The sequence below is a fragment of the Pseudochrobactrum mosebachae genome, from assembly GCF_048914685.1.
Taxonomy (GTDB): domain Bacteria; phylum Pseudomonadota; class Alphaproteobacteria; order Rhizobiales; family Rhizobiaceae; genus Pseudochrobactrum.
Window position 1 is genome coordinate 2,832,090 of sequence record NZ_CP128408.1, and the last position, 25,894, is coordinate 2,857,983.

The following is a 25,894-nucleotide window of genomic DNA, read 5'->3' on the forward strand; positions in this document are numbered from 1 at the left end:
TCGACTGTGTCGCAAACAGACCTTACAACACACAGAACTGACAGCATAGTGAGCGAACCGGCTTCGCAGAGCGGCAGGCTCAGAGCCGCTTGATGACCGTAAAGTTGCGCCCTGCCATACTATTTCATAAGCCCAGGGAGGGGATTGAAATAGTGAGGTATTTCATAGTGTTGCAGTGCTCGGCCGCCTCCTGAAAAAGACGCGGCACTGTAGGTTCAGAGGAATGAATTTGATGAAGACCCATGCCCGTGCGGTGGTAATTGGTGGCGGTGTGGTAGGCGTGTCGACGCTCTATCATCTGGCTAAAAAAGGCTGGACAGATTCTGTGCTTATTGAGCGTAAGGAGCTGACTTCCGGCTCGACATGGCATGCCGCCGGTCTTCTGCCATTGTTTAATATGAGCTATTCGGTTGGCCAAATTCATAAATATTCGGTCAAATTCTATCAGGAACTTGAAAAAGAAACCGGCCTCAATGTTGGTTTCAGCAATTGTACCAATATTCGTTTGGCGCGGACCAAGGATCGCTGGGATGAATATATGTATTATGCCGGCGTGGCGCAGACAATTGATGTACCGGTTAAACTGCTGACACCGGAGCAGGTTAAAGAGGTTTGGCCGCTGGCTGAAACTGATGATCTTCTGGGGGCAATCCAACATCTGGATGATGGTTATATCCAACCCGCGGATTTGACGCAGGCGCTGGCAAAAGGCGCGCGTGATATGGGCGCAACGATTTACCGCTACACTTCTGTGACTGGTCTTGAGCAATTGCCTGACGGCAAATGGCTGGTTAAAACTGACAAGGGCGATATTACTGCTGATCATGTGATTTCAGCCTCAGGTAGTTTCGCGGCTAAAACCGGCAAAATGGTTGGTTTGACGGTGCCGGTGGTGCCTGTTGAGCATCAATATATCGTTACTGAACCGCATCCGGATATTGTTGCCCGTAAGGCGCAGGGCCTGCCGGAAATGGGTGTTCTGCGCGAGAGCGACAGCTCATGGTATATGCGTGAAGAAAATGGCGGCTTACTGCTCGGGCCTTATGAAATTGGTGCGCCGGTTTGCTATCAGGATGGCCCTTCGGATGAGAGTGAATATGAGCTGTTTCAGGAAGATCTGGAACGCCTCATGCCTTATATTGAAACTGCGATTGCCCGCGTTCCGGCCTTTGGTGAGGTTGGTATCAAAAAAGTTTATAATGGCGCGATTGCCTATACGCCGGATGGCAACCCGATCATTGGACCAGCACCGGGTCTGAAGAATTTTTGGCTCAATGAGGGGCATTCTTTCGGGGTTACCGCAGCCGGTGGTGCCGGTTGGCAGCTGGCCGAGTGGATTGTTGAAGGTGAACCGTCGATTGATATGATGGGTGTCGATCCGCGCCGTTTCGGCCCTTATGTTACAGAAGGCTATCTCAAGGAAAAAGCTGAAGAATCTTATGCCGATGTCTTCACGGTGCATTATCCTGATGAGGAGCGCACCGCTGCCCGCCCGTTAAAACGTTCGCCATCCTATGATCGTCAAAAAGCTTTGGGCGGTGTGTTTGGCACCGTTTATGGCTGGGAACGTGCCAACTGGTTCGCACCAGAGGGCTATGGCATTGATGTTGCTTCACTTGATAAACCGGATGTGCTGTTAAATAAGAACCATCCGGAGCCGGATAGTGATGGCAAAGTTAAGGAGCTTTGGTCCTTCCGCCGTTCGAATTATTTCGAACATGTCGGCAATGAAGTGATGAATGTGACCAACAATGTTGGTTTTCTGGATATGTCACCTTTTGCTAAGATGGAAGTAACCGGATCTGGTGCCCGCAGTTGGCTGGAAAGTATTCTTGCCAATCGCGTACCGAAAAAAATGGGTCGTGTTGCGCTGTCGCATATGCTGACAGAGCAGGGCGGCGTGCAAAGCGAGTTTACGGTTTATGAGTGGAAACCTGGCAGTTTCTATCTGGTTTCAGCCGGTGCCTATGAGAATATTGACCATGATTATCTCTACAAGCTGGCACCGAATGACGGCTCGGTGATCTTGCGGCCAATTACTCAGAAATATGGTGTACTGGTTCTTGCCGGACCAAACAGCCGTAAGGTATTGCAAAAGCTTACAAGAACCAGCCTGTCCAATGAAGATTTCCCGTGGCTTACGGGTAAGGAAATCAGCGTTGGCACCGCAACAGCCCATGCATTACGGGTTAACTTTGTTGGTGAGCTTGGCTGGGAGCTGCATCATCCGATTGAACAGCAAAATACGATTTATGATCTGGTGATGGAAGCGGGCGCAGAGTTCGGCATCAAGCCGTTTGGTATCCGTGCGATGTCCACTATGGGGGTTGAAAAATCCTATCGTCTGATCCCGCGTGAAATGTCGGTTGAGTATAATGCGCTTGAATCCGGCCTTGACCGATTTGTTCATCCGAATAAGGGCGCGTTCATCGGTCGGGATGCCGTGGTGGCAGCCCGTGAAAACGGCTTGCGCTGGAACTTTGTAACCTTGGAAGTCCATGATGTCGACGATGCGGATGCCCGCGGTTCGGAAGCCATTTATCGTGACGGTAAAGTCGTAGGCCGTGCAACCAATGGTTCCTATGCATGGCGCTTAAAAAAGAGCCTTGCGCTGGCTATGGTCAAGCCTGAGCATTCGGCACTGGGCACAGAGTTGGAGATTAGTATTCTGGGTAAGAATTACAAGGCAACAGTGATACCGGAATCGCCGTTTGATCCGGAAAACACACGCCTGCGTGATTAGAGCATTTCACTATCAAGTTGAAACGGCTTGATAGGTTTGACAATGCGTAAAAACAATAACTTAGAGCGGATTACATTATCCAATTTAAACGTAAACCGCTCTAGTAAAATAGAATGCTCAAATCAACGAAATTGCGTGTAAAAGCGTAAAAAAGGTCTTGTCAGATGTGGTGGGAGCAACGGGGGCTTTGCTCTATCTCTTTGTTAAGTGCAGTTTCGGATTAAATTCAGTTTCTAACGGGAGACCGGATTCTAGTTGTCCTGAACTTGCTCTGACCATCTGGAAAGACGAAAATCCCGTCCGGCCAAGTGCCGGACGGGATTTTTATTTATTTTAGAGCGGATAATGTTCAGGTTAGAACGCAGCGCTCGCGCTAGATTTTAGATTTTACGCATTGTCATACCTATCAAGTTGATTCAACTTGATAGTGAAATGCTCTAGCGTAGAAAAGCTAACCAGAGCCTGTGCAATGCATCGATATTACCACTGGTTAAAAATGGCATTGCCTGCTGCAATTGCTGGTCTGACCAGTTCCACCATTTGATCTTGAGAAGCAGTTCAATTTTTTCATCATCAAAGCGCTTACGGATCTGTTTGGCAGGATTGCCGCCAATAATGGTATAAGGTTCGACATCGCGCGTTACCAAGGCGCGGGTGCCAATCACTGCTCCGTCACCAATCTTAATGCCGGGCATGATAATCACCTCAGAACCAATCCAGACATCATTGCCGATTACGGTATCACCTGCTGGTAAATAACCGTTTTCGGCGCCTGCAAAAGCCGGCACTTCCGGCATCCAGTAGAACGGAAACGTACTGACCCATTCATTTCTGTGGCCTTGATTACCTGCCATAATGAATGCTGCGCCTGAACCTATCGAACAGAAACTACCAATAATCAACTTATCCGCATTTTCATCCGGCAGCAGGTAGCGGGCGCAATCATTAAAACTATGGCCGTGATAATAGCCTGAATAATAGCTAAAGCGACCGACAATGATATTGGGATTGGTAACTTGCTCGGCAAGCGTAATGCCCTTGAACGGGCTTTCAAAATAATTTTCCATCGATATCTTCCTTGCATAACCATTGCCGCTTACGTCAGGGCAAGCGGAAGGGAGCAACAAGCCGGTCTGGCGCGTTGCTAGGCTCCTCGCATTATGAATGCGGGAGCACGATGCAGGTGGGTCTCGATGCTTTTATCATGACATTTAGATAGCATGAAGTTCGTTCTATGCCAATAAGGCGTATTGGGAAGATGGGGCGCAGGAGCTCCGGGCAGATAATCGTAATATCTGGTAGTGATGTAAGCATAAAAAAGGCCGGTAAAACCGGCCAATCAAATTTCAGGCTGCCAGAAGCTGTTTTCTGTCAGCGCGCTCCTGTTGCGGGGAGCGGCCATAAAGCTCACGATAGCACTTTGAGAAGTGTGAGGCAGAAACAAATCCGCAAGCTACGGCAACCTCGACCACCGGCATTGAAGACTGCACCAGCAGGTGGCGCGCACGATCGAGGCGAATTTCAAGATAATAACGTGCAGGTGAACGGCCCATTTCCTGACGGAACAAGCGCTCGATCTGACGGCGTGACAAACCGACATGGCCTGCAACATCCAGCAGGGACAATGGTTCAGTCAGGCAGCCTTCCATCATCTCTATAATTGACAGGACTTTAGAGTTTTGCACACCAAGCCTTGCACGCAATGGCAAGCGCTGCCGGTCATGAGGCTTGCGTACGCGGTCAGTTAAAGCCTGTTCGCAAATGCGGTTGACGAGATTGTCATCAAAATCATCGCCGATCAGTTTCAGCATCATATCAAGTGCTGCTGTACCACCCGCACATGTATAGAGGTTGCTGTCGATCTCGAATAGATCAGCATAGACCTCGGCTTTGGGAAATGTTTCAGAAAAGCCGGGCAAATTTTCCCAGTGAATAGCGCAACGTTTGCCGGAGAGGAGCCCTGCTGCCGCCAGAATATGCGCGCCCGTACACAGGCCGCCAACGGAAATACCGCGATTATAGGATTCTCTGAGCCAGGATAGCGCTGATTTGTTCTGATAGTTTTCTACATAGATCCCTGAGCAAACAAAGACCATGCTGGGGCGGTTCTCACCAATCAGGTTGCGCCGCTCGTCATCAATCGATGTATTGGCGGCAATCTCGATATTACTAGAGGTTTTTACCGGCTTGCCATCCGCAGAAGCCAGCCGCCAGCTATAGGCTTCAAAGCCCAGCATGCGGTTAGCAATACGCAATGGTTCAATCGCTGTGGCAAAAGCCAGCATCGAAAAATTTGGCACCATAAAAAACACAATGGACCGCGTGATACGCGATTTATCACTCATGGCAGTTGTTCCCGTATTTTTATTTTTATGTCCGGTAGGTTTTTTGCCAAATGACGTCGTATTTCTGTCCCACACAGACGACGCAATCAGGATATCTTTATTGAGCCATATTCTTTGGTTTTAGGGAAGTGCGGCCAAATGCCTGTCGCGTAATGGTATTTTCATAGCGATTAATGGCGTGCAAATGCAGAAAAAATCATGTCTTAAAGTATGCTAAAATCACCGTTATGTCGCTAATACTATAGCGTACACTGTTGTTAAATTATTGTGTTTTTGTGATTTTCTAAAGAATATCAGCAAATAAAGATCGATTTATTTTATACGTGATGCAACCGTTATGGGGCTTGGCGCGTTTTGATCATGAGATTAGCTTATTTTAATTTCAGATTAAATCGTTGCCACTTTTGGGAGATACCCTATGAAGACCTCTGTATTTGCCCCGTTTATCATTGTTCTCTGCGCTCTTTCACTTACAGCCTGCGCCAATACTGTGCGTGGTGTTGGTAAAGATGTGAAAGATACAGGACGTGCTGTGCAGCAGACCGTGCAATAATATCTCTCAATTTTGAGATACAAAAGCCCGCATTGTTAAAACAATGCGGGCTTTTGTTTGTAATAATAACAGTTGATCAGCGACGTACCATAGCGGCCATCACTGTACTGACTGATGCCTGACCAATAATCTTGCCTTGCTCGCAGCAGATACTGATATGCTCTGACTTTTCATCAACCAGCTTTCTCATGGCCTCTTCGAGCAGGCTGTCAAAACGAATGACCGGCAGGTTCGCACTCTCCGGCTGCGGTGCAGTCATTATCGTATCAATACGAATAACGCGCCCGCGATTAACCTCCTGCACAAAGCTTTCAATATAAGCATCTGCCGGATTAAGAACGATATCCTGACCGGTGCCTTGCTGGATAATTTCACCATCACGTAAAATGGCAATGCGATCTCCCAGCCGTAGTGCCTCATCCAGATCATGGGTGATGAAAACGACGGTTTTTTTGATCTCCTTTTGCAGGTCAAGCAATACAGATTGCATATCAACGCGGATCAGCGGATCCAGCGCTGAAAATGCCTCATCCATCAGCAGAATAGGGGCGTCATTGGTCAGAGCACGAGCAAGGCCCACGCGCTGCTGCATGCCGCCGGACAACTGATTAGGATATTTTTCTTCAAAGCCTTTGAGACCAACTCTTTCAATCCAGCGATGGGCTTCTTCAAGCTGTTTTTCCCGTGGAATACCTTGGATTTCCAGACCATAGACGGTGTTTTCTAATACGGTACGGTGCGGCAGCAATGCAAATTTTTGAAATACCATTGCCGTTTTGTGGCGACGGAACTCACGCAACTGCAATGCGGACATCGATACCACATCTTCGCCATCGACCATCAGTTCGCCGCTGGTCGGATCGATCAACCGGTTAATATGACGGATTAATGTGGATTTTCCCGAGCCGGACAGCCCCATAACCACTTGAATACCACCAGCCGGCATGTCGATATTAATATCGCGAAGGCCTAGAATATGGCCGTGTTTGTCATTCAGCTCGGCTTTGGTCATGCCATCTTTAACGGCCTGCACATAGTTTTTCGGATCATGTCCAAATATTTTATACAGGTGGCGGATTGAGATACCCGCTGCCGGTTGCTTTTCACTGTTGCCGGTTGAAATATTATTGGCCATGGGTGATCTCCAGATGCTTTTGCAGCCGCGCTCCATAGGCCTGACTGATGCGGTCGAAAATGATCGCAATACCGACAATTGCCATACCGTTGAAAATTCCAAGCGTGAAATACTGATTGGAAATGGCCTTGAGAACAGGTTGTCCTAGTCCTTGCACGCCGATCATCGAGGCGATAACCACCATTGCCAGTGCCATCATAATGGTCTGGTTGATACCGGCCATAATTGTTGGCAAGGCCAGCGGCAATTGTACATTTTTAAGTTTTTGCCATGAGGAAGAGCCGAAAGCGTCTGCCGCTTCAAGCACATCGCGATCGACTTGCCGGATACCGAGATTGGTAAGGCGGATAATTGGCGGGATGGCATAGATCACAACAGCAATCAGCCCCGGTACGCGGCCGATACCCAGCAGCATAACCACCGGAATAAGGTAAACAAAGCTTGGCATGGTCTGCATAATATCCAACACCGGACTGATAAAACTTTGCAGCCGGTTGGATTTGGCCATCAAAATTCCGGTCGGGATACCAACTATGATTGCCAAAACAGTACAGACGAAAATCATCGAAATGGTTTTCATCGTATCATCCCACATGCCGAAATAACCGATGAGAAATAAAGTCAGGACTGAGCCAATGGTGATTTTGATGCTGCGGCTGGCAAACCACGCAATAACAGCAACAATCAGCAGAATAACAGGCCATGGTGTGCCGGTCATAAAGCGCTCAGCCTTGATCAGAAAGAACTGCAGCGGACTGAAAAAACCTTCAATCGTATCCCCGTAAGCACGGGTGAAACTGCGGAATGTTTCGTCAATAGCTTTTTTGATCTCTGTCAGGGTCGAATTATCGAGATTAGGGAAACGGTACAGCCAGTCCATAAAGCGTATAATCTCCTGTTATCTTCATGATTGGCTAACGGCATAAGGCAGTCTGAGCACCCATGAAAATATCTGCGTTTGGTCGCGTTATCTGTCCGGCAATATGCTGCCGGACAGGATAATCAGGATAGTTGAGCGCTGTGGCGTGCAGGCACATCACAGATTTACTCAAGTGATTTTAATTTTGCATATGTGGCAAAACCGGTTCCCACTTTTGCCATGCTAAGCTAAATTAAAGCGCTGCTTTGACCTTTTCAGCCACGTCAGCAGGTACCCATTTTGTCCACATATCTTCATGGGTTTTGAGGAAGTGAATGGCTGCCTGCTCACCAGTGGCCTGATTGTCTGTCATCCATGCCAGTAGTTTGTTCAGGGTTTCATTCGACCATGAGCGGTTTTTAAGATAATCGAGGGCCGGCCCTGCACGCTCTGAGAACTGTTTGGTCACAAGCGTATCAACGCGATCTTTTGGCCAACCGTTTTTCTTCGGATCCGGACAATCAAGCACAGTGTTACAACGTTTCCACTCAGCCTCATCAACGTCATAGCCGGTTTTCAGCATGACCATTTCATATTTGCCGAGCAGGGCGGTTGGCGCCCAATAGAAGGCCGCGATTGGTGCCTGACGTTCATTGGCTTTGGCAATGGCACCGTCAAGACCGGCAGCGGAGCCGGTATCAATCAGGTTAAAGCCGGCTTTTTCAAATTCAAAAGCCTTGTAGAACTGGCTGGTAACCACTGTGCCGCCCCATCCAGGTGCACCATTATAAATTGCACCCTTGGCAGGGTTTTCAGGATCCGGAAACAAATCCGGATGCTTGAGCAGATCATCAAATGTTTTGATGTCCGGATGTTTGTCGGCAATATATTTAGGAATCCACCAGCCCTGTTCACCGCCGTCCGGCAATGATTGGTTTACGGAAATAATTTTGCCGTCGTCGAAGCCTTTTTTAACAATATCCGGCAGCAGATCGACCCAGCCTTCAGGGGCAATGTCCGGCTGGCCTTTTTCGACCATTGAAGTAATGGTCGGCACCGTGTCACCGACAACGATTTCCGCATTACAGCCATAACCGGCATTGAGAATGAGTTTATCCAGACTGGAGAGCAGTTCTGCTGACTGCCAGTTCATGTTTGAGATGGTAACGTCACCACATTCAGCAGCCTGCGCGGAGGTGGCCATCAAACCTGATCCAAGACCTATTCCTGAAATTGTCAGAAGGCCGGCTGCGAGAATAGTTGAAGCGAATAGCTTCTTCATAGGTTTTCTCCTGTTCCCCGTGTACCGTTTGTTATCTGTCAAAGGTGGTACCGAAGCCGATGACAGTTATTTTTATACTCCCATGCAATATTTTCATGAGTAAAGTCAGCGGCCTTCCAGCGACGATCTGTAACTAATTAACGACATCGAGAAAATAACCGCTAAAAATCGCATTTTAACGAGATGAAGAATAAATAAATGCTATTTTTAATTTTACTATTAAGCTTATGAATTTTAAGCGTATTATGTATTTATGATGATAGATGTATCGATACTCATAATCAGATAATTATAGTGTGTTTATACTTGTACAAAGAAGCAATGTTTTGAGATGAGCAGACTATAGGCTGTCTTAAAATTATGCGTAATGCAAGCAGGATATCTGTGCATTCAGGTAAAGATATCTAATGAAAAAGTGCGAGTGCGCGCATGAATGTGCAGCGGGATGGCTTTAAAAGTAACTCAACGGCAAAAACCGCGCTATTGCTAAAAGCTGCGCGGTAATTGCCAAAATACGCTTGGCTCATTTGCCTCACTCAACGCGGCAAACTTAAATACTACTCCGGTACGCAATACCTGATCCGGAGCGGGAGGCATAAATGTCTCTTATCCACTCTTTTATACGCACATCGTTACCGTTCGGTTAGCAAGAGTTTAATGTCTGGTAAATATTGCCGTTATTTTGAAGTTTTTGGGTCAGTACTGACGATAAAAATGCTGCAATCAACTTTGATCTATAGTCCGATCCACATGCGCAACGGATTGGTTGGTTCCATTAACAGGCGGATTGTCAGGGCAATACAAGTAACAATCAGCAATGGCTTGATCAGTTTAGAACCAACATGCATAGCCAGATGGGCACCAGCTGTAGCGCCAAATATCTGTGCTACACCCATGACCAAACCAACCTTCCAGTTAATCGCGCCAACGGCTGCGAAAGCGAGAAAGCTGCCAAGATTAGAAGCGAAATTGAGCAGCTTGGTATGTGCTGTTGCTTTCAAGAGGCTAAAGCCTGCGAGCGATACAAAACAAATCATAAAGAACGAGCCGGTGCCAGGGCCGAATAAACCGTCATAAAAACCGATCAGCGGTACAATGGTAACGCCGAAGATAAATGGTTTCATACGTTCGCTGCGGCTGATGTCGCCAATATTCGGCTTGATAACGAAATAGATGGCAATCGCCACCAATAATATCGGCAGCAGACCATAGAGAATATCGCCCGGAATATAGGTGGCCAGTAATGCGCCGAAAACGGCACCAAGCCCAGACATCAGTGCTTTGGGCAATTGTTCTTTAATATTAACATGGCCTTTGCGTGCATAGCTGATGGTTGCCGAAGACGAGCCGAACAAAGATTGCAGCTTGTTGGTTCCCAGCGCCTCGACCGGTGGCAGGCCGGCCAGCATTAAAGCGGGTACGGTGATCATACCGCCGCCGCCGGCAATGGCATCAATAAAACCGGCGATAAAACCGGCAAAAGCCAGCAGCAAAAGCATGGAATCAATAGAAGCGGACATGGGAACCGTTCGAGACTGTGCTGCCGGTTGCCTGATCATCGATATGACAGGTCGGCAGGTGCTGGAGAAATCTGGATAGAGAAAATCCGGATATTGAAGATAGCTAACTTGATAAAGTGTGGCAGGGGGCAGCGCAAGATGTGCAATTGTTTGCTAGAATGTTTAATTTAAAACCTTAGTCAGGAATAGATGGATTTGAATGCAGAACAGGACATTAAAGATCAGGCGCAACTGTTTCCAGTGCGCATGAAATTGCTCCGGCGTATTTATAGTGCTGATTTTTATGGTGTATGTGTTTAAAGATTTGTGATGCGGGGCTTGTCATTTGGCAGCAGTCTTGCCAACACTGAATTTTATACGGATAAAATTCCTTATCGGGGACCAGACATGAGTGAAACGATTTTCGAGCGCATCAGCGCATATCTGAGCAAAAAGACGGCAGTACAGCGGCTGTCGGAAGATCCTGCACTGGTGTCTGAGCTGTTATTGCTGGTGCGGTTGGTCTTTGTGGATGGTCAGAAACATCAGGCTGAAATGAATGCGCTTCTGCACATCATGCAGCATGATTTTGATATTATGCCGGAAGAATTGCCAGAGATCGCCGATTATCTGAAAACATTTTCCTATGAAACAACCAGCACGCAGGCGGCTGCTTTATTCAATGAAATGGCGCCGGAACGCCGTCAGTCACTGATCAATCATCTTGTGGCGATTGCACAGGCTGATAATGAAATTCATCCGGCTGAAAGCGCTTTGATTGCCCGCGTTATCGAGCAGTTGAATGTAACACCGGAAGAGTTGTTTGAGCGACGCCAAAACAATGAAAGTCCTGTGGTCTAGCCACACGGCAAAGTCCTGTGGTGTAACCAGACGGGAAAACAGCGTGGTGTAACCACAAGTTTTCAAACTTGAATGACTATCGAAAGCGCGCCTCACCAGGGCGCGTTTTTTTAATCTTTTAATTGTTGCCAGCAGGGGAACAGGTCATTGTCTTGTGGCGTTGCAAGATAAACCCCGCGTGCTACAGCACGTGCCATGGTTGAGGCAGCTGCCGCGCAAAGATCGATAAAATCATGCACCGACGGCTCAATGCCGCTTGCGCCGGTTGCCAGAGCAAAAATAAGGTCACCGTCAAATGGCGTATGTGCCGGCCAGATTGCACGGGCATAACCGTCATGGGCGGCAATGGCTAAACGTTTAGCCTGTGCTTTGGTCAATACAGCATCGGTTGCAATTGCGCCGATCGTGGTGTTGGTTTGCGGGCTGGCGTCACGAAATTTAATGCGCACTTCTGTGGCATTAACCGGTAACGGATGGGGATAACCAAGCCCGCCGAATTCAGCATTCTGCTCAAAAGGCGCTGCCCAGAAATGGCGGCTCTGGCCAATTGTGACCGAGCCCACAGCATTAACCGCCACAAGTGCGCCCAGTGTTATGCCTGTATTTAACACGTGAGACGCCGAACCGAGGCCGCCTTTGATGCCGGCAACCAATGCGCCGGCTCCTGCACCGGCACTGCCAAGGGTGAAGTCTTGCGCTGCATTTTCCGCTGCCAAATAGCCAAGCTCACGATAGGGCGGGTAGCGCTGCCATTCTTTATTGCCGCCATTATGCATATCGAAAAGAATAGCTGCCGGAACAATCGGAATATGGTGACCAGCTGCTTCAAAACCGATTTTATTGGCACGCAGATACGCTTGCACACCAGAGGCAGCATCAAGACCGAAAGCCGAACCACCAGCAAGCACAATGGCATTCACATGCTGTACGGTATTATGCGGCTCCAGAAGATCTGTCTCGCGGGTTCCGGGCGCGCCGCCTAACACCTGCACTGCGGCGGTGGTTTCACGGTCGCACAAAATAGCGGTCACACCGGTTTTGATATGATCATCCTGTGCATGGCCGACACGCAGGCCTGCCACATCGGTGATGAGATTACGCTGCCCTGAAATTATTGTCATTTTAGCGAAGCCTGTTGATCGTTGCGCATATGAAGCGGGTTTATTCTGAAAGCTCGAAAACCTTGCCGTTGAAGCGCAACAGCCGGTAGGGATTTTCACGCCGCAAACCCTGCGGCGTAAAACTGACCGCACCTGTGGCGGTTTCAAAATGATTTTTGCGCAAGAATTCAGCCAAAGGTTTATCGGTTGGCAGTGTCAGCGCTTCACCGGCAATCTGCATGGCGGCATAAGCAAGCAGTGCATAGGTCTCAGTTTGCAACTCTGCCGTCTCGGTATTCTGGCGGGCATAAATATCAATGGCTTTAACCGCTTCTGCCGCATTACTCTGCAATTCGGGTTCCGGAATGGCACTCATCAGCAAACCGGCGGGCAGGGGATTGAGCGGATCAGCACGCAACAATGTATCGCTACCGGCAATAGTGAGCGGGTGGTTGGCGGCTGCTGCACTGCGCGCAATGATTGAGGCATCATCGCCCTCGCCACCGAGTAGCACGTGATGAATGCCGGCGCGTTTCAAGCGGGCTATCAGTGAGGTTTGTGCAGGCTGCGCCGGACGATAGGTGTCGGTGAATGCAGGCTCAAGACCACGGGCCTTGAACGCGCCCAAGACTTGCCGTGCAAAATCACGACCCTGAACTGTGCCGTCTTCAATCAGCGCAAATGGCACCGTGCGCCATATGGGAGAAAGTTGCTCTGCCAAGACACTGATTGCGGCAGTGCGATCGGCCTGTAAGCGAAAAATGCCAAAATTTTGTTTAGTTTGTTGCTCTGCAAGAGTTCGCTGGCGACTGCCCAGACTCAGAATAGCTATATTATCGCGGGCGAGAACGGGTGCTGCTGCTTCTAAAGATTCACTGCAAACATAACCGATCACCAGTCTGATATTTGCCAGTCTGATCTTCTCGGCTGTTGCGGCATCCTGTGTGCTTTTACAGCTCTCCTGAAAATAGGTGAAAGTTACAGGCTGGGCACTCTGCTGATTGGCCGCCTCGGCACCCAGACGGATCTGCTTTGCGATCAGTGCATAATTACCGTCGAAAGGCGCGACAATGCCAATTTGCAAGCCGGATGGAGTGGCGGTTTGCTGTTTGTTGCTATCGGGTGATGTCTGGCTATAAGCAGTACCTGCTGACAGCGCGGATATCAGCAAGCAGCAAAGCATGGCGGCACGTCTCATGGGTGTTAGTTCAACCTCAATCTATAAATCTGTCCCTATGAGGTAAAGTGTTATGCGTCTGCTTGCAATCTTTTCTCCGGAGCGGTCATGGATGGCACTAAACCGCAAAACGATGCACTGACAGACCAATTACAGGCCGGTATTGTACCGTTAAGACCTCATCACTGTGATTTGATTGCTAAAATGAGACATATCATGCTGTAAAATCTACCTTTGATGTGTCATGAGAGTGTTAAAAGCTTATATGTCTTAGAAATGATGCAGTGGCAGAGCGAAGCAAATGAATATGGTTAAACCTATCGTGACGGAAAAACATGCGGTTGATCCGCTCTCCTATCGCAATGCCATGAGTCAATTTGCAGGCGCGGTTAATATTGTCACCACCAATGGTGCAGCAGGGCGACGCGGCTTGACGCTGTCTGCGGGGTGCTCGGTTTCAGACAATCCGGCAACATTGCTGATTTGCCTGCAGCGCATTCATCTTGATAACCGGATGTTTATTGAAAACGGTGTTTTTGCCTTTAATGTGCTCCATGCTGATCAGAAACATCTGGCAGAAGCCTTTGCCGGTCGTAATAGCCTGAGCAGCGATGAACGTTTTGCGCTTGGGACATGGGACGAGCTGGTAACAGGCTCTCCGGTTTTGCGCGGTGCCTTAACAAGTTTTGACTGCCGTATTATTTCTTGTCAGGATCAGGCAACCCATCATGTGATTTTTGGTGAAGTGCTGGATATTCGTCAAACGCAGGCGGAACCTGATGCCGAAGCGCTGGTTTATCTCAACCGCGCCTATCACCGGTTGAAGGTATAACAGTTCTATAGTGATAGCTCGGGGAGAGCCGGACTTGACCAGACAGATTGCGTATAACACCGGTTTAGTCAGGCGCTTTGGTGTCATGCTCACTGCAACTGCCGGTCTGTGGTTCGCAGTCGCCGGTGCTACGCAAGCGCAGGCTTTATTAAAGCCTTACAAGGACGCGTTATTTTCGTATCAGACTGTGCTTAAAAGTGCTGATAATGGCGATTATCTCATTCTCGATTATAATGAAATGCGCGACATTAACGGTCGCGATGCGATTGTTGAAAAGCGCGTGCAGGACAAATATGTCTCGCTTAAGCCACGCAGCCAGCAGCAGGATAGGGTGGTGCAAACCACAGCAGGCCCGGTTAAGACCTACAGTGTGGGTAAGCAGAGCGCTGCAACGCCGCTGATTGTTATTTATCTGCATGGCAAAGGTGGCAGCCGCCATCAGGGCGTCAATGATTATACATTTGGTGGTAATTTCAACCGGCTTAAAAATCTGGTTACTCAGGCTGGCGGTCTTTATTTATCACCGGACTTTGCTGATTTTGAATCAAAAGGCAAAGCGCAGATTGCCGGACTGATTGAAGCTGTGAAGCAACAATCACCTAATGCCAAACTGATTTTGAGCTGCGGCTCAGCGGGTGGGGCATTATGCTGGCAGCTGGCTTCCGATAATGAGATTTCACCACAGATTAACGGTTTGGCATTGTTGGGTTCATTATGGGATGAAGGCTTTAAAAAATCAGCCGCCTATAAACGTAAATTGCCGATATTTTTAAGTCATGGCAGTCGTGATCCGGTGTTTGCAATTGATAGCCAGGAAGCGTTTTACCGGTCTTTACGCAAAGGTTCTGCCGGATATCCTGTGACAATGCACCGGTTTGAAAGCGGTAATCACGGCACACCGATCCGGATGACTGATTGGAAAATGGTTATAAACCGGTTGCTTGCATATAAAGGTTGAAGGCACGCAGACTAAGCTGGGTTTTTGTCTGTGGAGCGTGTCTGATTGTTTGCGAGTGTGACTGTGGCGCCACTCGACTTTTTAGAAAAAGTGAATAGGTTCGCATCAGAAAAGTGAATAATTTCACCGTTATTATCATCGTATTTATGAATGAGGGAAGCTATGCGCACCAGCACCGCTAACGCAACACGCTTTGTACTATTGGCAATGTTTGCTCCGCTGGTTGCCGCCTGTACCACAACATCCAATACGCCTGCACCTACAGGTGCAGCAGCACAGGCGCCGGCTCCGGTTGCCATACAAATGCCGGCTATGCCGCAATTTGTGCGCAGCAATGTGGATCAGGCGCTGGCGGGGCCATGCATTACAGCTGCGGCCAACAGATATTTCATTCCTGAGAAGGTTATTTCTGCCGTCAATACCCGTTCGGGTAGCGGTGGTAATACCGATGTTATTCTGAAGGTTGATTCGCGCGATGCCGTTTGCTCTATCAGTGCCAATGGGACTGTGCGTTCTGTCGTTGATACCAGTCCGATGAGTGCCGATCAGATGGCTGCCAATGAGGCCGCTCGAAAGGCAGCGTCTGCACCAAAAGCAACTGCAAAGCCCGCTGCAGCTAAAAAAGCACCAGCGAAAAAGAAAGCTGCCAGCTGATTAAAGCGCCGGTTTAAATAAGCTGATTGCAAAGTTCTGTTTTAACAAAAAGCCGCTCTCATCCGAGGGCGGCTTTTTGTTATTAAAGTGATTCATGAAATGGCATTAACTGTCTGAATTACAGTAATAAAATACAATAATAAAAAGGCCGCGGTCGTGAGACGCGCGGCCTTTTTATTCTTTGAGCAGCACTGATATCAGCGCCGGAAGCCTTCACTCGCAACCATCAGATTACGGGTATATTCTTCCTTAATTGCGCCCTTGGCCAAATCATCGGCTTTAAGCTTTTCAACAATCGCACCATTTTGCATCACAGCCAGCTCATCACACATATGGGTGATAACCGCCAGATCATGGCTGACCATAACAAAGGTCAGATTGCGATCGCGACGAATCTGCTCAAGTAGATTAAGCACTTCAGCCTGAACCGATGCATCGAGAGCTGAGGTTGGTTCATCCAGCAGCAAAATGCTCGGCTCGACAATCAGAGCGCGGGCAATAGCAATACGCTGACGCTGGCCACCGGAGAGCTGATGCGGATAACGGAACCGGAAGCCGGAACCCAAGCCCACTTCATCAAGCGCGCGAACAATACGTGTTTCGATATCCTTGATGCCGTGAATAGCCAATGGCTCAAGCAACAGGCGGTCAACGGTCTGGCGCGGATGCAATGACCCGTACGGATCCTGAAACACCATCTGTACGGTGCTGTAAAACGTCTTGTCACGCGGGGTGGGGACGTCTTTACCATTAATCTCAATCCGTCCTGATGCGGTTGCTGCAAGGCCTGCAACTGCGCGCAGCAAGGTGGATTTTCCTGAGCCTGATTCACCAACCAGACCAAAGGATGAGCCGCTTTCAACCGTGATTGATGCATCTTTCAACGCATGAAACTCATTGAACAGCACATCGAGATTTTCAATGCGCAGCGCGGGCGGCAGAGTAGAGGCGGTTTTAGTTGTTAGTCCGGTCATACGAGCCACTCCGCCTGGCGTTGCAATGTCGGAAGCGGGTGCCGGTCGGCGCCGATCTTGGGCATGCAATTGAGAAGTCCCTGAGTATAAGGATGTTTGGCATTTGCGAGATCGCTTGCTGCGATCTCTTCAACAATACGACCCGCATACATTACAATAACGCGGTCGCAGAATGATGAAACCAGACGCAGATCATGGCTGATAAAGATCAGCCCCATGCCGCGGTCACGCACCAGCTTGTCGAGAATGCCGAGCACTTCGAGCTGCACGGTGACGTCGAGAGCGGATGTCGGCTCATCGGCAATCAGCAGCTCAGGCTTGGCAATCAGCATCATGGCGATCATCACGCGCTGCCCCATGCCGCCTGAAACTTCATGCGGGTAGAGGTCAAACACACGTTCTGCATCGCGAATCTGCACCGCTTCCAGCATTTCAAGCGCAAGGGCACGGCCCTCGGATTTCTTGACGATATTATGTGCTGAAAGGGTCTCGATGATCTGGCGGCCTATGGTCATTACAGGGTTGAGCGAATATTTCGGATCCTGCAAAACCATGGCTACGCGATTGCCGCGCAAAGAGCGGCGTTCGCGTGCAGAGATGCCGAGCAAGTCGATACCGTCAAATTCCAGACGATTAGCGGTAATCTGTGCGTGGGGCGGTGTTAACCCCATAATCGCACGGCCGGTCTGGGATTTGCCGGAGCCGGATTCACCAACAATGCCCAGCCGCTCACGGCCTAGCGTGAAGGAGACACCGCGAACAGCCTCAATTTTACCTGTGCGGGTGGGAAAAGACACCCGCAAATCGTCAACATAAAGCAGCTTATGATCTGCACGATCATCAAATGGTTTAATTGTGTCACTCATTGGTTGTTGCCTCGCGGATCAAGAGCGTCACGCAGGCCGTCACCAAGCAGGTTAAAGCCAAGGCTGACAATGAGAATAGCCATGCCGGGTACGGCCGCAACCCACCATTGATCAAGAATGAAACGACGGCCAGAAGCAATCATTGCACCCCATTCAGGCAGTGGCGGCTGTGCGCCAAGACCCAAGAAGCCCAAGCCCGCAGCAGTCAGAATAATGCCGGCCATATCGAGCGTTACACGCACGATCAGTGATGACAGACAGAGCGGCATAATGTGACGGATCACGATGCGAGCCGGAGAGGCGCCCATCAGTTTTACTGCCGAAATATAGTCTGAATTGCGCAAAGTCATGGTTTCAGCACGTGCGATACGCGCATAAGGCGGCCATGAGGTGATGGCAATAGCGATAACCGCATTTTCAATGCCGGGTCCGAGTGCCGCAACAAAGGCGAGCGCCAGAATAAGCTTTGGAAAGGCCAGAAAAATATCGGTAATGCGCATCAGAATTGCATCAACCCAGCCACCGGCATAACCGGCAACTGTACCGACCAAGAGGCCGACCGGTGCTGACAGAATAGCCACTAGCAATACCACATACAATGTCCAGCGCGAGCCGAAGATGATACGGGAGAGAATATCGCGCCCCTGATCATCTGTACCAAGCAAATAGCCCGGTGAGCCCATTGGCAGCAGGCGAGACCCCGCCAGATCACCAACAACCGGTGAATGTGGCGCCAACACATTGGCAAAGATTGCGACAAATACCAGCAGACCGATAATGGCCAGGCCAAGCACGGCAAGTTTGTTAGCGGCAAAGCGGCGCCACACCATATAGGAGCGGCCGAGTTTGGCTTGTGAACGCGATTGCGGACGCTCTGTGAGCAGCCATTCGCGCCATGTTTCTTTAGGTAATGTGGTCTCACTCATCGTGCGCGCGTCCGTGGGTCGAGTGTCCGATAGAGCAGATCGGAAATCAGATTCAGGGCAATAAACACAGAGCCGATGATAATTGTGCCGCCGAGAACAGCATTCATATCAGCGCTTTGCAGAGAATTGGTGATGTACAGGCCAAGACCTGGCCATGAGAAAACGGTTTCAGTCAAAACCGAGCCTTCAAGCATACCGGCATAGGACAGTGCAATGACTGTAACCAGCGGTACTGCGGCATTGCGCAGGGCATGCCCCCAGATAATTTTGGTTTCGCTCAGGCCTTTAGCACGGGCTGCAACAATATATTCCTGATCCAGCTCATTGAGCATGAAAGAACGGGTCATGCGGCTGATATAGGCCAGTGAGAAGTAACCGAGCAGTGAGGCCGGCAGAATAATGTGCGAGATAATATTGCTCAGCGCATCCCATTGACGCTGAATAATGGCGTCGAGAATATAAAGGCCTGTGATTGGTGTGAATGTATATTCATATACCACATCAATACGACCGGGGCCTGCAACCCAACCAAGCTTGGCGTAGAAGATCAGCAGGCAAATCATACCAAGCCAGAAAATAGGCATGGAATAACCGAACAAACCAATAACCCGCACCAGCTGATCGATAAATGTACCGCGCTTGACAGCCGCGAGCACACCCAGAGGAACACCGATAATCGCACCAATCAGCGTGCCGATGGTGGCCAGTTCCATTGTGGCAGGGAAAACGCGTTTAATATCAGTCATGACCGGATTGGAGGTAAGAACCGACATGCCGAAATCACCCGACAGGGCTTTTTGAACATAAATAATAAATTGCTGCCAGACCGGCAGGTTAAATCCTAATTCCTCGCGGGTGCGCTCAATAACATGAGCCGGTGCGCGGTCACCGAGAATGGCAAGAACCGGATCGATCGGAATGACGCGACCGATAAAAAAGGTCACGGCAAGCAAACCGAGATAGGTGGTGATGACGATCAGCAAGAAGCTGCCAATGCTGACAGCCCATTTGCTGATCCGGGCGTTTCTACGCCCGGATGCTGTTATAGTGCTTACACTCATATCGTATTATTTCTTCGATACGTTGAAAACTGAGTTGGTGGTGAAGGTCACGCCCAGCTTGTAGTTTTCGATGTTATTGCGGTAGGCTGCAACTTCGGTCTGCTGGAACAGCACGACAAACGGGCCGTCATCCAGCAGCTTTTTCTGCAGGTCGAGATACATCTGGGTACGCTTTTCAGTGTCGCGTTCCAGCACTGCAGCTTTGGTTTCTTTTGTCAGCTCAGGGATATCCCACGCATTACGCCATGCAAGGGTTTTCGCTGATGCATCGTCGCCATTGTCTGGATTGCTGGCAAAAGTATCCGCATTGGTGTTCGGATCCCAATAATCTGTACCCCACTGACCGATATAAAGATCATGCTTACGGGCACGATATTTGGTCAATGTCTGTTTGCCGTCACCCGGAATGATTTCCATTTTAACGCCGGCCTGTGCAAAGGTCTGCTGAATGGATTCAGCAATACCGGTTACAGGCTGTGAAGAGCGCACATCCATGCTGATGTTGAAACCATCTTTAAGACCGGCTTTTTCCAGCAGTTCTTTGGCTTTGGCAACGTCGAGCTTGTAAGGTTTTTCATCGGATGCACCGAGCAGACCCTTTGGCAGGAATGTCTGATGCTGAACGCCGATATGTTTTACCAGCGTTGATTCAATGGCATCATAATCAACCAGATATTTCAGTGCTTCACGCACTTCAGGCTTGGCCAGAGTTTCGTTTTTCTGGTTAAGGCTGAAATAATAAACAGTGCCTTTTGGCGATGCTGTCAGCGAAATACCATCGGTTTTAGCCGCAGCATCAATATCGCCCGGCTCAAGGTTACGTGCAACATCGATATCGCCTTTTTCAAGCATTAGGCGTTGAGTGGCGCTTTCCTTGACATAGCGGTACATAACACGCTGCAACAAGGCTTTGTCGCCACGATAATTATCGTTACGCTCCAGCACAACGATTTCATTGGCGCGCCAGTCGCGGATGCTCATCGGGCCCGAGCCGGCATAGTTGGTTTTCAACCAGCCATAGCCGTAATCGCCGTCTTTGGCATTTTCTTCAACCAGCTTTTTATCAACCACAGAGGCAACATCGGCGGTCAGACAGTTCAGCACAAAGCTTGGTGCATAAGACTGGTCAACGGTGATGACGAGGGTATTGGCATCGGTTGCCTTGACCTTTTCTTCAACATTGTCGGCTGTAAAGCCGAACTGTGTGAGAATGAAGGAAGGGCTCTTGTCAATTTTAACGGCGCGAACGAGCGAATAGGCAACATCTTCAGCTGTCAGCGGGTTGCCGGAGGCAAATTTCTGACCTTCACGAATTTTGAATGTATAGGTCAGGCCGTCTTCTGAAACATCCCAGCTTTCGGCAATGTCGCCAACAACTTTGGCAGCATCATTGGGATCAAGACGCAGCAAACGGTCATAGGTGTTGCCGAGGATTTCACCGGTGGACAGCTCAAAAGATTCAGCCGGATCCAGTGTGATCATATCATCGAATGTCCAGCCGAGAACCAGCGTGTCTGCCGGTGTTGCAGCCTGAACCGAGGCCATACCAACAAATGCACTCAGTGCAACGCCGGCAGCCAGATAACCAAGGTGACTTAAAGTCTTCATCCCATTGGATTTATTCATTATCATATACCCCGTTTAATCCCAATATGTTTGTTCGTTACGATACTTAAAGCACGTGTATCGCGCCGTGTTATTGTTGCCAGGTTTAAAGGCAGTTGTTGCACTGCCTGTATAATATGTGGCAAAAAACATTATGTAACATAGGCAGGTTTCTGAGCGTTGCGCAAGCGGGTGGCTTATGAGTACCACCCTGCAATCAGCCAGCTGTGCCGGCTTGTTAATGCGCCTCATGCCATGCTGAACGCAATACCCGCAGCCAGTTCTCACGGCAGATTTTAGCCAGATCATCCTCACCATAACCAGCGGTGCGCAGTGCATTGACCAGATTTTGACCGCCGGAGGCATCCGCGATGTCATCAGGTATCGGGCCGCCGTCATAGTCAGAGCCCAGCGCGACACCGTCAATGCCGACTTTGCTGACCAGATAGTCAATGTGGCGAACCATATCACTTAAAGGCGTCTTGGTATTAACCTGTCCATCTTCGCGCAGCATTGTGGTTACATAATTGAGACCGACAACGCCGTTACTCTCACCTATAGCTGCCAGCTGCTTATCTGTCAGATTGCGCGCAACCTGTGTTAAGGCATAGGCATTGGAGTGGCTGGCAACCAATGGCTGGTCGGTAATCGCTGCCACATCCCAGAAGCCCTTTTCGGTGATATGCGACAGGTCAACCAGAATGCCGAGACTGTTACAGGCTTTAACCAGTTCACGGCCCGCATCAGTGATGCCGGGGGCCGTATCCGGATCCATAGGATAGGAGAAGGGCACGCCATGGCCGAAAATATTATGACGGCTCCATACAGGCCCTAATGAGCGCAGGCCGGCCTGATAAAACAGCTCCAGCGCCTTGAGGTCTTTATCAAGCGCTTCACAGCCTTCCATATGCAACACGGCTGCAAAATCACCGTCGATAACCGCATTGTCGATGTCCTGACCATTACGGCAGATTTTCCAACCGCCGGCGCGTTCAAGCTTATAGGCAATGTCGATAAGTTCACTGGCGATATCGAATGAATAGGTACGCTCAACCGGCTCTGCGAGCGGCGTATCATAGTGACCGTTCGCTGCAGGGGCACTGAAGTGCATCGGGGTGGCATTGGGAATATAAATAGCGCATAGCCCGCCGATGAGGCCGCCTTTGCGTGCACGAGGCAGATCAATATGCCCTTCACTGGTGCCTTCGATGAATTCTTTTACCGGATCTTCGCCTTTATTCCGACTCTCCCAGAGACGGAGCAGCACATCATTATGGCCGTCGAAAACTGCTTGCATAGTCTTATTCCCAATTTCCTCACTATGACTTTACAATAGCGAGGCCTGTTTAAGTCAAGCACCTGCAGCCTGCCTTTGCCGTATGGTGGCGTTAGTCTGAAGGGTGCCGCAATTGATTGTTAAGCAAAAGCTCTGCTGCAACGCACGAAATATGGGAAAACTATACGGGTAGCAGATATTGTTATGCTTAAAATGCATGGCTATATGCTTAAAAAACAAATCATATTGAGAGTGGATCATTTCATTCATGTTTCAATGAATGTGAATGAAATCAAAGCATTATTCGTGATTTTAGCTAATAAATAAAAAAGCGCCGTATAATCACTTATACGGCGCTTTTGAAATTAGTTGTCGTTTTTAGAGAATCAGAAGCGGTAATTTACGCCGAGTTTAACAGCATGGTTCTTTAGATTGTTGCTGACACGTTCATTCTGCACGTCGGTTTTAACACCGTTATGACGCATATAGTCATATTCAGCCTTTACTGACAGCGGGCCCGAAAGCTGCTGCTCAACACCGGCACCGAGCAGAACACCACCAGCCCACTGGCTGTCTGATGTTACATTGTCTTTTGGTTTGAATCTGGTCGCACCATAACCGACTGTGCCGTAGACCAGCGTTTTGTCCATGGCATAACCGGCTTTAACTTTACCGATACCGCTCCATGACTGCTGAAGGCGGCCACCATTCTGGATTTTATGCTCTGCTTCACCAAAATTGGCTTCCAGTTCACCACCATAAACAAAGTTACCGGACTGGAAGTTCTTACCGGCTACAATGCCGCCCAGAGCCGAGGAACGGCTTGAGAACGGGCTTGGTGTGGTGGATGATGTTGTACCAACCTGCGCGCCGACATAATTACCTTCCCATGTTGCCGGAGCATCATAGCTGGTTGTGGTGTCGTTATAGTTATAATTGTTGAGCGCATCAGCAGCGATAGCTGGTGTCTGAGCAACAGCAAATGCGATTGCTGCAGTAGCAAAAAGTGTAAGATTACGCATAATTCGGCTCCGTCTCTACCCTTAGCAGGGCTTCGTAAAAGTAAATTTCTATGACGCGGTTTGAGTCTTTTGACCTTGCGTCTTGGAGCCGCTTATGACGGGTAATTGTGACCAATTTGGTTTAAAACGGTCACAATTAGATGGGAGCAGGCTTATTGTTTTATTTATCATTAATAAGGGGTTAATCGGAACAACGGCCGACAATGCAGAAATGCCGGCTGTCATCCGCTTTATATTAATCCCATGCCACGCATGCTGACATGGCCGGACTTGCCAATGATAATATGGTCATGCACCATGATGTTAAGTGGTGAGGCGACAGTGATAATGGTTTTAGTCATCTCAATATCCGCACGCGAGGGGGTAGCGTCCCCTGAGGGATGATTGTGGAATAAAATCAATGCGGTTGCCGATAATTCAAGCGCACGTTTTATGACTTCACGCGGATAGACCGGCGTGTGATCTACAGTGCCTATCTGCTGCACTTCGTCGGCAATCAAACGGTTCTTTTTATCGAGAAATAATATGCGAAATTGCTCGCGGCTCTCGTAAGCCATGGCCGTCATGCAATAGCTGATGACCTTATTCCATGAGTCCAGAATATCTTTTTTAAGAATCTCGCTCTTTCCGAGCCTGCGGGCGCAGGCGGCCAGCAATTTAATATCCTGTGCAGCGGATTCACCAATTCCGGGGATCTCCTGTAGCAGATGCGGCTCTGCACCAAATACTGCGGCTAAACTGCCGAAGCGGTTCAGTAAGGCTTTGGCGAGTGGTTTAGTGTCGGCGCGTGCAATGGTGCGAAACAGCAGCAGCTCCAATAATTCATACTCTGCCAGTACATCGTCGCCATGGTTTGTAAAACGCTCGCGCAGGCGTTGCCGGTGACCACTGTAATGCGGCTTTGATGGTTTGGTCTTAGGTTTGACTGCCGGAGCAATTATTGTTTCTGGCGGGCTGGCCGATAAAGGTTTGGTCTTAGGATCGTAGATTGGCTCAGCTGATTCAGCGAGATGGTGCAGACCAGCCAGATTTGGATCGCCTGAGATTGATGGCGTAATATTTTTCTCTGCCTTGGATAGCTTCGCGGCAAGACGATTCCTGACCATTGCTTTACATGCGCCCCCGCGTTACATGCCCCGCAAAATTGCCTCTGAATATTATAACGCCACATTGAAACGCGGCGCGTATGTATAGCTTAAACGGAAAATTTCAGGATGGTCTATCGGAAAATGAAAAAAGCCGTCCCTTGATGCAGGAACGGCTTTTGATTGTATTTTACTCAATCAGATCATAGGGTTATTAGTTGTATAGAATATATTCTTGGGTGATACTGTGAAAATTTCACATCCATCTTTGGTCACGCCGATTGTATGCTCATATTGAGCAGTGAGTGAACGGTCGCGGGTCACGGCTGTCCAGCCATCTTTCAAAACCTTCACATCGGGCTTGCCAAGATTGATCATCGGCTCAATGGTGAAAATCATGCCTTCGCGGATTTCTACGCCATCTGTCGGCTTGCCATAATGCAGAATATTTGGCGCATCGTGAAATAGCTGGCCCACACCATGTCCGCAGAAGTCGCGCACTGCAGAACAACGTTCTGCCTCAACATAGGTCTGGATGACCGCACCGATAGCACCGGTTTTTGCGCCGGGTTTCACAGCAGCTATGCCGCGCATCAGGCTTTCATGGGTCACTTCCATCAAACGTTCGGCAGCGCGCTTGATCTGGCCAACCGCATACATACGGCTACTGTCGCCATACCAGCCATCCTGCAGAAAGGTGATGTCGATATTGACAATATCGCCTTCACGCAGGGGTTTGTCGTCAGGGATACCGTGGCAGACCACGTGATTGATAGAAGTGCAGGAGCTTTTGGTATAGCCGCGATAATTGAGCGTTGCAGGAACAACACCGCGATCAGCACCGAATTCAAACACAAAACGGTCGATCTGGTTGGTGGTGACACCCGGTTTGACAATATCATTCAGGGCATCAAGACATTCTGCAGTAATAGCGCATACCCGGCGCATTGCGGCAAAACCTTCAGGTCCGTAAAGCTTGATCTGACCGGTATATTTGATCGGCGCGCTGTCGGCGTTAACATAGGTTACCATCGGATAATCCGTATTTTTTTAAATCTGCCCATGCGAATATTCGCAGAGC

General features: G+C 49.2%; 23 protein-coding genes. 6 read left to right on the plus strand and 17 right to left on the minus strand.

The window, feature by feature from the left end; translation table 11 throughout:
- Positions 1-232 precede the first annotated feature (232 nt).
- Positions 233-2,743 (plus strand): GcvT family protein, encoded by a 2,511-nt coding sequence (locus MP213Fo_RS12810; protein WP_421091144.1) that lies wholly within the window; start codon positions 233-235, stop codon positions 2,741-2,743.
- 437 nt (positions 2,744-3,180) lie between these two features.
- Here the strand turns inward: MP213Fo_RS12810 and catB are convergent, their stop codons facing one another.
- Together catB and MP213Fo_RS12820 are read right to left on the minus strand one after the other, a co-directional pair.
- A complete protein-coding gene (gene catB, locus MP213Fo_RS12815; protein WP_421089366.1) occupies positions 3,181-3,810 on the minus strand; it encodes a type B chloramphenicol O-acetyltransferase in 630 nt (209 codons plus the stop codon).
- A gap of 279 nt (positions 3,811-4,089) precedes the next feature.
- A complete protein-coding gene (locus MP213Fo_RS12820; RefSeq protein ID WP_421089367.1) occupies positions 4,090-5,088 on the minus strand; it encodes a GlxA family transcriptional regulator in 999 nt (332 codons plus the stop codon).
- A 418-nt stretch (positions 5,089-5,506) separates the two neighbouring features.
- Here MP213Fo_RS12820 and MP213Fo_RS12825 point away from each other — a divergent pair, with 418 nt between their 5' ends.
- Positions 5,507-5,641, plus strand: a complete 135-nt coding sequence (locus MP213Fo_RS12825; protein WP_421089368.1) for an entericidin A/B family lipoprotein — start codon at positions 5,507-5,509, stop codon at positions 5,639-5,641.
- Between the two features lie 76 nt (positions 5,642-5,717).
- On the opposite strand, the gene MP213Fo_RS12830 is transcribed toward MP213Fo_RS12825, so the two are convergent.
- The 4 genes from MP213Fo_RS12830 to MP213Fo_RS12845 all read right to left on the minus strand — a co-directional run bounded on the left by MP213Fo_RS12830 (position 5,718) and on the right by MP213Fo_RS12845 (position 10,437).
- A complete protein-coding gene (locus MP213Fo_RS12830; RefSeq protein ID WP_421089369.1) occupies positions 5,718-6,776 on the minus strand; it encodes a quaternary amine ABC transporter ATP-binding protein in 1,059 nt (352 codons plus the stop codon).
- Complete coding sequence (locus tag MP213Fo_RS12835; RefSeq protein WP_421089370.1) at positions 6,766-7,656, minus strand: ABC transporter permease; 891 nt, start codon at positions 7,654-7,656, stop codon at positions 6,766-6,768. The genes MP213Fo_RS12830 and MP213Fo_RS12835 overlap by 11 nt, the downstream gene beginning before the upstream one ends.
- 232 nt (positions 7,657-7,888) lie before the next feature.
- Positions 7,889-8,917: an ABC transporter substrate-binding protein gene (locus tag MP213Fo_RS12840; RefSeq protein ID WP_421089371.1), complete on the minus strand. Its 1,029-nt coding sequence runs from the start codon at positions 8,915-8,917 to the stop codon at positions 7,889-7,891.
- Between the two features lie 734 nt (positions 8,918-9,651).
- Positions 9,652-10,437 (minus strand): TSUP family transporter, encoded by a 786-nt coding sequence (locus MP213Fo_RS12845; RefSeq protein WP_421089372.1) that lies wholly within the window; start codon positions 10,435-10,437, stop codon positions 9,652-9,654.
- A 387-nt stretch (positions 10,438-10,824) separates the two neighbouring features.
- Here MP213Fo_RS12845 and MP213Fo_RS12850 point away from each other — a divergent pair, with 387 nt between their 5' ends.
- On the plus strand, positions 10,825-11,277 hold the full coding sequence (locus MP213Fo_RS12850) for a TerB family tellurite resistance protein (RefSeq protein ID WP_421089373.1): 453 nt from the start codon (positions 10,825-10,827) through the stop codon (positions 11,275-11,277).
- A 110-nt stretch (positions 11,278-11,387) separates the two neighbouring features.
- Here the strand turns inward: MP213Fo_RS12850 and MP213Fo_RS12855 are convergent, their stop codons facing one another.
- Together MP213Fo_RS12855 and MP213Fo_RS12860 are read right to left on the minus strand one after the other, a co-directional pair.
- Entirely contained in the window at positions 11,388-12,398 is a 1,011-nt protein-coding gene (locus MP213Fo_RS12855) for a P1 family peptidase (protein WP_421089374.1), read from the minus strand.
- 40 nt (positions 12,399-12,438) lie between these two features.
- A complete protein-coding gene (locus MP213Fo_RS12860) occupies positions 12,439-13,575 on the minus strand; it encodes an ABC transporter substrate-binding protein (RefSeq protein WP_421089375.1) in 1,137 nt (378 codons plus the stop codon).
- A gap of 280 nt (positions 13,576-13,855) precedes the next feature.
- On the opposite strand from MP213Fo_RS12860, the gene MP213Fo_RS12865 reads away from it, so the two are divergent.
- From MP213Fo_RS12865 to MP213Fo_RS12875, 3 genes are all read left to right on the plus strand, one after another.
- A complete protein-coding gene (locus tag MP213Fo_RS12865) occupies positions 13,856-14,386 on the plus strand; it encodes a flavin reductase family protein (protein WP_421089376.1) in 531 nt (176 codons plus the stop codon).
- An 85-nt stretch (positions 14,387-14,471) separates the two neighbouring features.
- On the plus strand, positions 14,472-15,344 hold the full coding sequence (locus tag MP213Fo_RS12870; protein WP_421091145.1) for an alpha/beta hydrolase: 873 nt from the start codon (positions 14,472-14,474) through the stop codon (positions 15,342-15,344).
- A gap of 162 nt (positions 15,345-15,506) precedes the next feature.
- A complete protein-coding gene (locus tag MP213Fo_RS12875; protein WP_421089377.1) occupies positions 15,507-15,998 on the plus strand; it encodes a hypothetical protein in 492 nt (163 codons plus the stop codon).
- A 197-nt stretch (positions 15,999-16,195) separates the two neighbouring features.
- Here MP213Fo_RS12875 and MP213Fo_RS12880 read toward each other — a convergent pair whose 3' ends face one another.
- The 9 genes from MP213Fo_RS12880 to map all read right to left on the minus strand — a co-directional run bounded on the left by MP213Fo_RS12880 (position 16,196) and on the right by map (position 25,845).
- Positions 16,196-16,939, minus strand: coding sequence for an ABC transporter ATP-binding protein (locus MP213Fo_RS12880; RefSeq protein ID WP_421091146.1), 744 nt, complete (start codon positions 16,937-16,939; stop codon positions 16,196-16,198).
- A gap of 29 nt (positions 16,940-16,968) precedes the next feature.
- Entirely contained in the window at positions 16,969-17,838 is an 870-nt protein-coding gene (locus tag MP213Fo_RS12885) for an ABC transporter ATP-binding protein (protein ID WP_421089378.1), read from the minus strand.
- Complete coding sequence (locus MP213Fo_RS12890) at positions 17,835-18,764, minus strand: ABC transporter permease (RefSeq protein ID WP_421089379.1); 930 nt, start codon at positions 18,762-18,764, stop codon at positions 17,835-17,837. Before MP213Fo_RS12890 ends, MP213Fo_RS12885 begins: the two co-directional genes overlap by 4 nt.
- Positions 18,761-19,825: an ABC transporter permease gene (locus MP213Fo_RS12895; protein WP_421089380.1), complete on the minus strand. Its 1,065-nt coding sequence runs from the start codon at positions 19,823-19,825 to the stop codon at positions 18,761-18,763. The genes MP213Fo_RS12890 and MP213Fo_RS12895 overlap by 4 nt, the downstream gene beginning before the upstream one ends.
- A gap of 6 nt (positions 19,826-19,831) precedes the next feature.
- Entirely contained in the window at positions 19,832-21,457 is a 1,626-nt protein-coding gene (locus MP213Fo_RS12900; RefSeq protein ID WP_421089381.1) for an ABC transporter substrate-binding protein, read from the minus strand.
- 211 nt (positions 21,458-21,668) lie between these two features.
- Positions 21,669-22,727 carry a dipeptidase gene (locus MP213Fo_RS12905; RefSeq protein WP_421089382.1) on the minus strand — a complete coding sequence of 353 codons (1,059 nt, stop codon included), beginning with the start codon at positions 22,725-22,727 and terminating at the stop codon, positions 21,669-21,671.
- A 365-nt stretch (positions 22,728-23,092) separates the two neighbouring features.
- Entirely contained in the window at positions 23,093-23,728 is a 636-nt protein-coding gene (locus MP213Fo_RS12910; RefSeq protein WP_421089383.1) for an outer membrane protein, read from the minus strand.
- A gap of 230 nt (positions 23,729-23,958) precedes the next feature.
- Entirely contained in the window at positions 23,959-24,834 is an 876-nt protein-coding gene (gene radC / locus MP213Fo_RS12915; RefSeq protein WP_421089384.1) for a RadC family protein, read from the minus strand.
- Positions 24,835-25,011: 177 nt separating this feature from the next.
- A complete protein-coding gene (gene map / locus MP213Fo_RS12920) occupies positions 25,012-25,845 on the minus strand; it encodes a type I methionyl aminopeptidase (protein WP_421089385.1) in 834 nt (277 codons plus the stop codon).
- Positions 25,846-25,894: the final 49 nt, after the last annotated feature.

Bases quoted from the DNA above. Each gene is read 5' to 3' on its own strand.
- MP213Fo_RS12810 (WP_421091144.1), top strand. From the start codon at position 233: ATGAAGACCCATGCCCGTGCGGTGGTAATTGGTGGCGGTGTGGTAGGC.
- catB (WP_421089366.1), bottom strand. From the start codon at position 3,810: ATGGAAAATTATTTTGAAAGCCCGTTCAAGGGCATTACGCTTGCCGAG.
- MP213Fo_RS12820 (WP_421089367.1), bottom strand. From the start codon at position 5,088: ATGAGTGATAAATCGCGTATCACGCGGTCCATTGTGTTTTTTATGGTG.
- MP213Fo_RS12825 (WP_421089368.1), top strand. From the start codon at position 5,507: ATGAAGACCTCTGTATTTGCCCCGTTTATCATTGTTCTCTGCGCTCTT.
- MP213Fo_RS12830 (WP_421089369.1), bottom strand. From the start codon at position 6,776: ATGGCCAATAATATTTCAACCGGCAACAGTGAAAAGCAACCGGCAGCG.
- MP213Fo_RS12835 (WP_421089370.1), bottom strand. From the start codon at position 7,656: ATGGACTGGCTGTACCGTTTCCCTAATCTCGATAATTCGACCCTGACA.
- MP213Fo_RS12840 (WP_421089371.1), bottom strand. From the start codon at position 8,917: ATGAAGAAGCTATTCGCTTCAACTATTCTCGCAGCCGGCCTTCTGACA.
- MP213Fo_RS12845 (WP_421089372.1), bottom strand. From the start codon at position 10,437: ATGTCCGCTTCTATTGATTCCATGCTTTTGCTGCTGGCTTTTGCCGGT.
- MP213Fo_RS12850 (WP_421089373.1), top strand. From the start codon at position 10,825: ATGAGTGAAACGATTTTCGAGCGCATCAGCGCATATCTGAGCAAAAAG.
- MP213Fo_RS12855 (WP_421089374.1), bottom strand. From the start codon at position 12,398: ATGACAATAATTTCAGGGCAGCGTAATCTCATCACCGATGTGGCAGGC.
- MP213Fo_RS12860 (WP_421089375.1), bottom strand. From the start codon at position 13,575: ATGAGACGTGCCGCCATGCTTTGCTGCTTGCTGATATCCGCGCTGTCA.
- MP213Fo_RS12865 (WP_421089376.1), top strand. From the start codon at position 13,856: ATGAATATGGTTAAACCTATCGTGACGGAAAAACATGCGGTTGATCCG.
- MP213Fo_RS12870 (WP_421091145.1), top strand. From the start codon at position 14,472: ATGCTCACTGCAACTGCCGGTCTGTGGTTCGCAGTCGCCGGTGCTACG.
- MP213Fo_RS12875 (WP_421089377.1), top strand. From the start codon at position 15,507: ATGCGCACCAGCACCGCTAACGCAACACGCTTTGTACTATTGGCAATG.
- MP213Fo_RS12885 (WP_421089378.1), bottom strand. From the start codon at position 17,838: ATGAGTGACACAATTAAACCATTTGATGATCGTGCAGATCATAAGCTG.
- MP213Fo_RS12890 (WP_421089379.1), bottom strand. From the start codon at position 18,764: ATGAGTGAGACCACATTACCTAAAGAAACATGGCGCGAATGGCTGCTC.
- MP213Fo_RS12895 (WP_421089380.1), bottom strand. From the start codon at position 19,825: ATGAGTGTAAGCACTATAACAGCATCCGGGCGTAGAAACGCCCGGATC.
- MP213Fo_RS12900 (WP_421089381.1), bottom strand. From the start codon at position 21,457: ATGATAATGAATAAATCCAATGGGATGAAGACTTTAAGTCACCTTGGT.
- MP213Fo_RS12905 (WP_421089382.1), bottom strand. From the start codon at position 22,727: ATGCAAGCAGTTTTCGACGGCCATAATGATGTGCTGCTCCGTCTCTGG.
- MP213Fo_RS12910 (WP_421089383.1), bottom strand. From the start codon at position 23,728: ATGCGTAATCTTACACTTTTTGCTACTGCAGCAATCGCATTTGCTGTT.
- radC (WP_421089384.1), bottom strand. From the start codon at position 24,834: ATGGTCAGGAATCGTCTTGCCGCGAAGCTATCCAAGGCAGAGAAAAAT.
- map (WP_421089385.1), bottom strand. From the start codon at position 25,845: ATGGTAACCTATGTTAACGCCGACAGCGCGCCGATCAAATATACCGGT.